At 59.9% G+C, this 9,709-nt stretch carries 8 protein-coding genes; 2 read left to right on the top strand and 6 right to left on the bottom strand.

Annotation, left to right across the window (positions count from 1 at the left end; all coding sequences use genetic code 11):
- Positions 1-64 precede the first annotated feature (64 nt).
- From ACW9JC_RS25880 to ACW9JC_RS25855, 6 genes are all read right to left on the bottom strand, one after another.
- On the bottom strand, positions 65-991 hold the full coding sequence (locus ACW9JC_RS25880) for an ABC transporter permease (protein ID WP_457458528.1): 927 nt from the start codon (positions 989-991) through the stop codon (positions 65-67).
- Complete coding sequence (locus ACW9JC_RS25875; protein WP_457458526.1) at positions 991-2,094, bottom strand: ABC transporter permease; 1,104 nt, start codon at positions 2,092-2,094, stop codon at positions 991-993. Before ACW9JC_RS25875 ends, ACW9JC_RS25880 begins: the two co-directional genes overlap by 1 nt.
- An 11-nt stretch (positions 2,095-2,105) precedes the next feature.
- Positions 2,106-3,671, bottom strand: coding sequence for an ABC transporter ATP-binding protein (locus ACW9JC_RS25870; protein ID WP_457458524.1), 1,566 nt, complete (start codon positions 3,669-3,671; stop codon positions 2,106-2,108).
- Between the two features lie 603 nt (positions 3,672-4,274).
- Positions 4,275-4,856, bottom strand: coding sequence for an IMPACT family protein (locus tag ACW9JC_RS25865; protein ID WP_457458522.1), 582 nt, complete (start codon positions 4,854-4,856; stop codon positions 4,275-4,277).
- Between the two features lie 7 nt (positions 4,857-4,863).
- A complete protein-coding gene (locus tag ACW9JC_RS25860; RefSeq protein ID WP_218441699.1) occupies positions 4,864-5,514 on the bottom strand; it encodes a TetR/AcrR family transcriptional regulator in 651 nt (216 codons plus the stop codon).
- A 91-nt stretch (positions 5,515-5,605) separates the two neighbouring features.
- Positions 5,606-6,526 (bottom strand): LysR family transcriptional regulator, encoded by a 921-nt coding sequence (locus tag ACW9JC_RS25855; RefSeq protein WP_338584572.1) that lies wholly within the window; start codon positions 6,524-6,526, stop codon positions 5,606-5,608.
- A 124-nt stretch (positions 6,527-6,650) separates the two neighbouring features.
- Between ACW9JC_RS25855 and ACW9JC_RS25850 the strand changes: the two genes are divergently transcribed.
- The gene (locus tag ACW9JC_RS25850) at positions 6,651-8,000 is read left to right on the top strand and encodes an aminotransferase class III-fold pyridoxal phosphate-dependent enzyme (protein WP_457458520.1); all 1,350 of its coding nucleotides are present in this window, start codon (positions 6,651-6,653) and stop codon (positions 7,998-8,000) included.
- Between the two features lie 72 nt (positions 8,001-8,072).
- Positions 8,073-9,566, top strand: a complete 1,494-nt coding sequence (locus ACW9JC_RS25845; protein ID WP_416130607.1) for a CoA-acylating methylmalonate-semialdehyde dehydrogenase — start codon at positions 8,073-8,075, stop codon at positions 9,564-9,566.
- Positions 9,567-9,709: the final 143 nt, after the last annotated feature.

Genomic DNA, 9,709 nt, shown 5'->3' with positions numbered 1-9,709 from the left:
TGGGTGTGAACTCGGTCAAATGTGGGAGCGGGCTTGCTCGCGAAGAGGCCCGCCAAAACAACCTCTAATGCCCGGCCTGCCACGGCTGCCCCAACGACACCGGCGCATACAACCGTGTCCGCACCGCATCCCGCGACAACAGCACCAACACCACAATGGTCGCGACATACGGCAGCATCGCCAGCAGGCTCGACGGAATCGCCAGCCCCAATCCCTGCGCCACCAGGTGCAGGATGCTGGCGAGGCCGAACAGGTACGCGCCCAGCAGCAGGCGCCACACCCGCCAACTGGCAAACACCACCAGCGCCAAGGCAATCCAGCCGCGGCCGGCGCTCATGTTTTCCGCCCACATCGGCGTGTACGCCAGCGACAGATACGCCCCGGCCAACCCGGCCATCGCGCCGCCGAACAACACCGCCAACGCCCGTACGCGCAACACCGGCAAGCCCATGGCGCTGGCCGCATCCGGGTTTTCTCCCACTGCCTGAATGATCAATCCGATGCGGCTTTTCAGAATCACCCAGGCCACCAGCGCAAACAGTGCGAACGACAAATACACCAGCAGATCCTGGGCAAACAGCATCCGCCCGATCAGCGGAATCTCACTCAAATACGGGATCACCAGCGGTTCGAAACCCGTCAGCGGCTTGCCGACCCACGCGGCGCCGACAAAGGTCGACAGGCCCACGCCGAAAATCGTCAACGCCAACCCGGTGGCCACTTGATTGGCGTTGAACACCAGCGCCACCAACGCGAACAGCGACGATAACAGCATCCCGGCGAGCATCGCCAGCAACACGCCAAGCCACAGGTTGCCGCTGTTGAAGGCGACGATGAAACCGATCACCGCACCAAACAGCATCATCCCTTCCTGACCGAGGTTGAGCACTCCGCTTTTCTCGCAAATCAGTTCGCCCAACGCCACCAGCAACAACGGCGTACCGCAGCGGACCATGGCGTAGAAAATGTTGCCCAGCAGATCGATATCCATCACAGCGCTCCTGCGGGTACGGCGGTGGTTGCGCGGCGGGCCCAGCGCAGGTTCAAACGCGGTCGATAAAGAATCAGCACATCACTGGCCAGCAGGAAAAACAGCATCATCCCCTGGAACAATTGGGTGATCGCTTGCGGCAGGTTCAGACTCATTTGTGCGCTCTCGCCACCGATGTACAACAGCGCCATCAACAGGCTGGAAAACAGGATGCCGATCGGATTCAGCCGCCCCAGAAACGCCACGGTGATCGCCGCATAGCCGTAACCCGGCGAGACCTGCGGCACCAATTGGCCGATCGGCCCGGTGACTTCACACACGCCGGCCAGCCCCGCCAAACCGCCGCTGATCAACAGCGCGAGCCAGATCAGGCGCTTCTCGCGAAAGCCAACGAAACCGGCGGCACGCTTGTCCAGCCCGAGCACTTTGATCTGGAACCCGACAAAGCTTTTCTGCAACAACACCCACACCGCCACCAAGGCAAGCAGGGCGAAATACACACCCGCGTGAACCCGGCCATCCTCCATCAACAACGGCAAACGACTGGCATCGCCGAACATCGCCGATTGTGGAAAGTTGAAACCTTCCGGGTCTTTCAGCGGACCGTGCACGCAGAACAGCAGAAGGTTCAGGGCGATGTAATTGAGCATGATGCTGGTGAGGATTTCGTTGGCGTTGAAACGCGTGCGCAACCACGCGGTCAGCCCCGCCCACGCGGCGCCGGCCAGGGTGCCGGCAAACAGGATCAGCACCAGCGCCCAGCGGCTTTGCATGTCAATGATATTCACCGCCAGCGCACTGCCAGCCAGTGCGCCGAGCAGCAGTTGGCCTTCGGCGCCGATGTTCCAGATCCGCGCCTGATAGGCCACGGCGAGGCCCAACGCACAGAGCAGAATCGGCAAGGCTTTGACCAACAGTTCGGATACGCCATACAGGTCGCTGACCGGCGCGATCAACAGCGTATGCAAGGTCAGCAACGGGTCGTGTCCCAGAGCGATAAACAGCAGCGAGCCACAGCCCAGCGTGAGGACCGCAGCCAGCAACGGCGAGCACCACAGCATCAGGCGCGATTGCTGGCCACGGGGTTCAAGAGAAAGCAGCATGTGACACTCCGTTAAATCGATACAGATGCAGGTGATTGAGGGGCATCGAAGCGGCCGGCCATCCAGCCACCGACATCGATCAGACGCGTATCGACCGTGGCCCTGAGCGGCGACAGTCGCCCGCCGCACAAGGCGCCGAGGCGGTCGCTGATCTGGAACAGTTCGTCGAGGTCTTCGGAGATCACCAGGATCGCCGCGCCGGCATCACGCAAGGCAATCAGCGCACGGTGAATGGTCGCCGCCGCGCCGACGTCCACGCCCCAGGTCGGGTGCGCGGCCACGAGCAATTTCGGTTGCTGAAGGATTTCCCGGCCGAGAATGAATTTCTGCAAATTACCGCCGGACAGGCTGCGAGCCGGTGTCTGGCTGTCCGGAGTCTTGACCCCGAAACGGCGAATGATTTCTTCGGCCAGTGCCTCGACTTTGCGACGCTGCACCAAGCCATTGCTCACCAGTCCCTGTTGAAACGCGGTGAGCAGGGCGTTGTCCGCCAGGCTCAGTTCCGGCACGGCGCCGTGGCCCAATCGTTCGGCGGGGACGAATGCCAGTCCTTGTCGACGTCGGACATCGGGGCGCAAATGCGCGACCGGCTCACCGGCGAAACTGATCGTCGCGGCGTTGTCGCGGGCCAACCGCTGTTCACCGCTTAGCAAGTCCAGCAATTCATCCTGACCATTGCCGGCGACACCCGCGATGCCGACGATTTCACCGCTGCGCACTTCAAGGTCGACGTTTTTCAGCGAACAGCCGAAGGGGTCAGGGTTGTGCCAGGACAGTCCCTTTACCTGCAAGAAAGCCTCGGCACCCGTCACCTTCGGATAGTCAGTGATCAACTCCGCTGCCTCACCCACCATTAGCCGCGCCAGTTGTTGATCCGAGCAATCGGCGGGAACGCAATGCCCGGCGACCCGACCGCCGCGCAGCACCGTTGCGCTGTGGCACAGGGCGCGGACTTCGCCGAGTTTGTGGCTGATAAACAAAATGCTGCAGCCCTCGGTGGCGAGTTGGCGCAGGGTGACGAACAAGTCATCGGCCTCTTGCGGCGTCAGCACTGAAGTCGGTTCATCGAGAATCAGCAGGCGGATGTCTTGCATCAGGCAGCGAATGATTTCGACCCGTTGCCGCTCGCCAATCGACAGGCTGTGGACAAGTCGCTCCGGCTCCAGCGCCATGCCATAACGTTGCGACACTTCACGAATCTTCGGCCCGAGCTGTTTCGGCGTGCCGGCCTTGGCGCCCATGGCCAGGGCAATGTTCTGCGCCACGCTCAGGGTTTCGAACAACGAGAAATGCTGGAACACCATGCCGATCCCGAGGCCGCGAGCCTGGGCCGGGTTGCGCATGGTCACTCGCTGCCCTTGCCAGAGCAGTTCCCCGGCGTCGGCCTGGACGATGCCGTAGATGATCTTCATCAGCGTACTTTTGCCCGCACCGTTTTCGCCGAGCAGGGCATGGATTTCACCGGGCGCAATGCTCAGGTCGATGGCATCGTTGGCCAGGCAGCCGGGATAGCGTTTGCTGATTCTGCGCAATTGCAGGCGCGGCGTTTGATCGGGGATCGGCACGGAGTTGGGCATGACAGGCTCAAGGCGATTGGACTTATGCCTGTGGATAAAGCAATTTCCTGGCCATTGAGTCAGGAAAGCTGAAAAGTCATGCGGTGCAAGGTGTTGAGTCCGGTGCCTGGGTCAGTTTTGTTTCATGAGCGGCACCACTTGGGAGCAATGCCCATGGGCAAGGCTCCAATTTTGCCCCGCATTTGTTGATCAAAAAATGAGCAGTCGGGCGCGAGCTATGCCCGGCATGGTGCCGCGACAGGAATGAACGGGTTATCCACAGATTGCTCCACAGTATTTGTGCGCAAGCGCAAATGTCGGGCATAAGCGCGGGGCGGCTATCTTCTAAAGGTGATAAACCGCTCTAAGTATTTGTTTTTTCGTGAATTTGTACTTTTCGAAGGCGATTTGGACGAAAAGTGAGCAAAGCCCGCAAAGCCGCATGACAGAAGGGTTACAGCGGTATGTGCTCAGGTTATCCACAGCCGGGTGCACAGCAGATGTGGGCAACTGTCGGGTGCACGAGGCATAAGCAGTGCCCCAAAAAATCGCAGCCTTCGGCAGCTCTTACAGAAGAGCGCTGTCCTGTGTAGGAGCTGCCGAAGGCTGCGATCTTTTGATCGTTCAGCGCTGCAACAAAATGCGCCCGCGACTCAAATCGGCGAGCTGCTTTTGCAGCGTTTCAATCTGCGCTTCACCCACAGCCAATTGCAGTTCAACACCGTTGGCCGTGAAGTCCTCTTGCACAACCAGCCCACCGAGATCGGCGACTCGCAATTTCACCAAGGCCAGCTCACCGAACGCGCAGGCACAACTCAGGGGCACCCGGCTGATCAGCTCGAGCTTCGGCGCCGTTTGCAGGCATTTGTTGGCGCCACCGCCATAGGCTCGGGCGAGTCCGCCGGTGCCCAGCTGAATGCCGCCATACCAGCGGATCACCAGCACCACGACCTGATCGCAATCCTGCGCCTCGATGGCCGCCAGAATCGGCCGCCCGGCGGTACCGCCAGGCTCGCCGTCGTCGGTGCTGCGGTATTGGTCGCCGAGCTTCCACGCCCAGCAATTGTGCGTGGCATTCAGGTCGCTGTGCTGTTCGATAAACGCTTGCGCCTCGGCAGGGCTGCCGATGGGCGCGGCGAAGGTAATGAAACGGCTTTTGCGAATCTCTTCGCGGTATTCGCAAAAGCCGCTGAGGGTAAATGGCATAAGTGTCTTAAATGCTTGGCGTCAGGCCGCAGCCCTTGAGAATGATGCGGATCAGGTTGTTGCCGGCGTCTTCCATGTCCTGCTTGGTCAACTTGGTGCGGCCGCTGACGCGGCAGATCTGCGTGGCGAAATCGGCGTAGTGCTGGGTGCTGCCCCACAACAGGAAGATCAGGTTGACCGGGTCGACCGGGTCCATTTTACCGGCGTCGATCCACGCCTGAAACACCGCCGCCCGGCCCTGGAACCAGGTGCGGTAGTCCTGGTTGAAATATTCGGTCAGGCATTCGCCACCGCTGATGACTTCCATGGCGAAGATTCGCGAGGCTTGCGGCTGACGCCGGGAAAACTCCATCTTCGCGCGGATGTAACGGGTCAGCGCTTCCGCCGGATCGTCCTCGGCGGTCAATGTGTTGAAGGTGCTGTCCCACAACTCGATGATGTTGCTCAGCACCGCTACGTACAAACCCAGTTTATTGGTGAAGTAGTAATGCAGGTTCGCCTTCGGCAGCCCGGCATTCAGGGCGATGGTGTTCATGCTGGTGCCTTTGAACCCGTGACGGGCGAACTCGTCTTCGGCGGCTTTGATGATGGTCTCTTCGTTTTTCTGACGAATGCGGCTGGCGGGTTTGCCGCCGTGAGCTGGGACTTCAAAGGTCATAGGCACTTCCGGTCGAGTGGGTGGGTGCAGGCCATTGCGTTGATAGCGCACCCACAGGCTTCAGACAAGCCCTTATGCGGCGCAATGATGATTAACGCGTCGCGGCGAGGCTTTCCAGAAAACTTTCCAGGACCAGATGAGGACGACGACCCTTGCGAGTGACCGAGGCGAGGCTCAAGTCATAGAAACGCGTTTTTGATTTCAGCGCTCGCAACCGGCCTTGTTGCACCCAAAGGCTCGCGTAATGGTCCGGCAGGTAACCGATATAGCGACCGGTCAAAATCAGGAACGCCATGCCTTCACGGTCCGACGCACTGGCGGTGCAATTGAGCGCCTGGTAATGAGCCTGGATTTCCGCGGGCAAACGGAAGGTCGGGGCAATGGCGTCCTGGCTGTTGAGGCGCGCATCGTCCAGTTGCTTGTCATCGACATAAAACAGCGGGTGGCCGACTGCGCAATACAGCAGCGAGCGTTCGCTATACAACGGTTGATACTCCAGCCCCGACAATGCACTGGCCTGCGGCACCACGCCGACGTGCAAGCGACCGTCGAGCACGCCTTGTTCCACTTCATTTGGCGCGATCATGCGGATCTGGATCTGCACGTCGGGCCCTCGTTCCTTCAATTGCGCCAAGGCGTGGGTGATGCGCATGTGGGGCAGGGTGACCAGGTTGTCGGTCAGGCCAATCGTCAATTCGCCGCGCAAGTGCTGGTGCAGGCCGTTGACCTCGGTGCGAAAGCTTTCGAGTGCACTCAATAGCTGCAACGCCGACTGATACACCTCGCGGCCTTCTTCTGTCAGAGAAAAACCGGCACGACCGCGCTGACACAGGCGCAAGCCGAGGCGCTGCTCCAGATCGCTCATCTGCTGGCTGATGGCCGAGCGACCGATACCGAGCACGCTTTCGGCTGCGGAGAATCCACCGCATTCGACGACGCTGCGAAAAATCCGCAACAAACGAATATCGAAGTCGCTGACTTGCGCCAGGGGATCGGGGCGACGAACACTCATAGTTTAGTGGTGACCTGACTAAAGGTTAGAAAAGTTGGATTTCACCGACTTTATCCCCGTGGCAATTTAGCTGCAAGAACGGTTTTTCTCCCTATGCCGCTTATCGCCTTGCGAGGTTTCGCCCATGAACTTGCCTGAAAACGCCCCGTCTTCCCTGGCCAGCCAGCTCAAGCTCGACGCTCACTGGATGCCATACACCGCCAACCGTAACTTCCAGCGCGACCCACGCCTGATCGTTGGTGCAGAAGGCAGCTGGTTGATCGACGACAAGGGCCGCAAGGTTTATGACTCGCTGTCCGGTCTGTGGACCTGCGGCGCCGGGCACACTCGCAAGGAAATCCAGGAAGCGGTGGCCAAGCAACTGGGCACTCTCGACTACTCGCCAGGCTTCCAGTACGGCCATCCGCTGTCGTTCCAATTGGCTGAGAAAATTACCGACCTGACGCCGGGCAACCTGAACCATGTGTTCTTCACCGACTCGGGCTCCGAGTGTGCCGACACCGCCGTGAAGATGGTTCGTGCTTACTGGCGTCTGAAAGGCCAGTCGACCAAGACCAAAATGATCGGCCGTGCCCGTGGTTACCACGGTGTGAACATTGCCGGCACCAGCCTTGGCGGTGTGAACGGCAACCGCAAACTGTTCGGTCAGGCGATGATGGACGTCGATCACCTGCCGCACACTTTGCTGGCAAGCAACGCTTACTCCCGTGGCATGCCGGAGCAGGGCGGTATCGCTCTGGCTGACGAACTGCTGAAGCTGATCGAGCTGCACGATGCTTCGAACATCGCGGCCGTGTTCGTCGAGCCTCTGGCCGGTTCCGCTGGCGTGCTGGTTCCGCCTCAGGGTTACCTCAAGCGTCTGCGCGAAATCTGCGACCAGCACAACATCCTGCTGGTATTCGACGAAGTGATCACTGGTTTCGGCCGTACCGGCACCATGTTCGGCGCCACCACTTTTGGCGTGACCCCGGACCTGATGTGCATCGCCAAGCAAGTCACCAACGGCGCAATCCCGATGGGCGCGGTGATTGCCAGCTCTGAGATCTACCAGACCTTCATGAACCAGGCGACGCCTGAGTACGCGGTGGAATTCCCGCACGGCTACACCTATTCCGCGCACCCGGTGGCTTGTGCCGCTGGCCTGGCAGCACTCGACCTGCTGCAAAAGGAAAACCTGGTGCAGAGCGTGGCCGACGTCGCGCCGCATTTCGAAAATGCACTGCATGGCCTGAAGGGCACCAAGCACATCATCGACATCCGTAACTTCGGCCTGGCCGGTGCGATCCAGATTGCACCGCGTGACGGCGACGCCATCGTGCGTCCGTTCGAAGCCGGCATGGCGCTGTGGAAAGCCGGGTTCTACGTACGCTTCGGCGGCGACACCCTGCAGTTCGGCCCAACCTTCAACAGCAAGCCGCAAGACCTGGATCGTCTGTTCGACGCGGTCGGTGAAGTGCTGAGCAAGATCGACTGATTTCTCCTTCTATATATATAAACAACGGGCGCTCGGAAACGGGCGCCTGTGGACAACTTTTCAGGAGCTTCCATGAGCGTTATTCCGCATTTGATCAATGGCGAACTGGTGACCGAGAACGGACGCGCAGTTGATGTGTTCAACCCGTCGACCGGTCAGGCCATTCACAAGTTGCCGCTGGCGACTCGCGAAACCATCCAGAGCGCCATCGACGCGGCCAAGGCAGCGTTCCCGGCCTGGCGCAACACACCACCAGCCAAGCGTGCTCAGGTGATGTTCCGCTTCAAGCAACTGCTGGAGCAGAACGAAGCGCGTATCTCGCAATTGATCAGCGAAGAACACGGCAAGACTCTCGAAGATGCTGCCGGTGAACTGAAGCGCGGTATCGAGAACGTCGAGTTCGCTTGCGCGGCACCGGAAATCCTCAAGGGTGAATACAGCCGTAACGTCGGCCCGAACATCGATGCCTGGTCGGACTTCCAGCCGCTGGGCGTGGTGGCTGGTATCACCCCGTTCAACTTCCCGGCGATGGTGCCGCTGTGGATGTATCCACTGGCGATCGTCTGCGGCAACTGCTTCATCCTCAAGCCATCCGAGCGTGATCCAAGCTCGACCCTGCTGATTGCACAACTGCTGATCGAAGCTGGCCTGCCGAAAGGTGTGCTGAGCGTGGTGCACGGCGACAAGACTGCGGTGGATGCGTTGATCGAAGCACCGGAAGTCAAAGCGCTGAGCTTCGTCGGTTCGACGCCGATTGCCGAGTACATCTATTCCGAAGGCACCAAGCGCGGCAAACGCGTTCAAGCCCTGGGTGGCGCGAAGAACCACGCGGTGTTGATGCCGGATGCGGATCTGGACAACGCTGTCAGCGCACTGATGGGCGCGGCCTACGGTTCTTGCGGCGAGCGCTGCATGGCGATTTCGGTGGCCGTGTGCGTGGGTGATCAGGTTGCCGATGCACTGGTGGCCAAGCTGACGCCGCAGATCAAGGCATTGAAAATTGGTGCGGGCACTTCCTGCGGTCTGGACATGGGGCCGTTGGTTACCGGTCAGGCGCGTGACAAGGTCAGCGGTTATGTCGAAGACGGCGTAGCGGCTGGCGCGACACTGGTGGTGGATGGTCGTGGTCTGACCGTGGCCGGTCATGAGGAGGGCTTCTTCCTGGGTGGCTGCCTGTTCGACAACGTCACACCAGAGATGCGTATCTATAAAGAAGAGATCTTCGGGCCGGTGCTGTGCATCGTTCGGGTCAACAGCCTGGAAGAAGCCATGCAGCTGATCAACGATCACGAATACGGCAACGGCACTTGCATCTTCACCCGTGACGGCGAAGCGGCGCGGTTGTTCTGCGATGAGATCGAAGTGGGTATGGTCGGTGTGAACGTACCGTTGCCAGTGCCAGTGGCTTACCACAGCTTTGGCGGCTGGAAGCGTTCGCTGTTCGGCGATCTGCACGCCTACGGTCCGGATGGCGTGCGTTTCTATACGCGCCGCAAAGCCATCACTCAGCGCTGGCCACAACGAGCCAGCCATGAAGCTTCGCAGTTCGCGTTCCCTAGCTTGTAAGTAGAAGGGAAGAAGGCCGGCCCATTTGGGCCGGCCTTCGCGTTTCTGGGCTTTTTTGACTTATATGACAGTTTTGTGAAAATAGGTGTTGACGGCAGATCTCAGGTGTCTATAATTCGCCCCACTTCCGGCGCAGTCGAAAC

Source organism: Pseudomonas sp. SDO5591_S426 (assembly GCF_054070755.1).
The sequence above is the reverse complement of the archived record's forward strand: the minus strand, read 5'-3'. Positions and strand labels throughout refer to the sequence as shown.

Bases quoted from the DNA above. Each gene is read 5' to 3' on its own strand.
- ACW9JC_RS25880 (WP_457458528.1), bottom strand. From the start codon at position 991: ATGGATATCGATCTGCTGGGCAACATTTTCTACGCCATGGTCCGCTGC.
- ACW9JC_RS25875 (WP_457458526.1), bottom strand. From the start codon at position 2,094: ATGCTGCTTTCTCTTGAACCCCGTGGCCAGCAATCGCGCCTGATGCTG.
- ACW9JC_RS25870 (WP_457458524.1), bottom strand. From the start codon at position 3,671: ATGCCCAACTCCGTGCCGATCCCCGATCAAACGCCGCGCCTGCAATTG.
- ACW9JC_RS25865 (WP_457458522.1), bottom strand. From the start codon at position 4,856: ATGCCATTTACCCTCAGCGGCTTTTGCGAATACCGCGAAGAGATTCGC.
- ACW9JC_RS25860 (WP_218441699.1), bottom strand. From the start codon at position 5,514: ATGACCTTTGAAGTCCCAGCTCACGGCGGCAAACCCGCCAGCCGCATT.
- ACW9JC_RS25855 (WP_338584572.1), bottom strand. From the start codon at position 6,526: ATGAGTGTTCGTCGCCCCGATCCCCTGGCGCAAGTCAGCGACTTCGAT.
- ACW9JC_RS25850 (WP_457458520.1), top strand. From the start codon at position 6,651: ATGAACTTGCCTGAAAACGCCCCGTCTTCCCTGGCCAGCCAGCTCAAG.
- ACW9JC_RS25845 (WP_416130607.1), top strand. From the start codon at position 8,073: ATGAGCGTTATTCCGCATTTGATCAATGGCGAACTGGTGACCGAGAAC.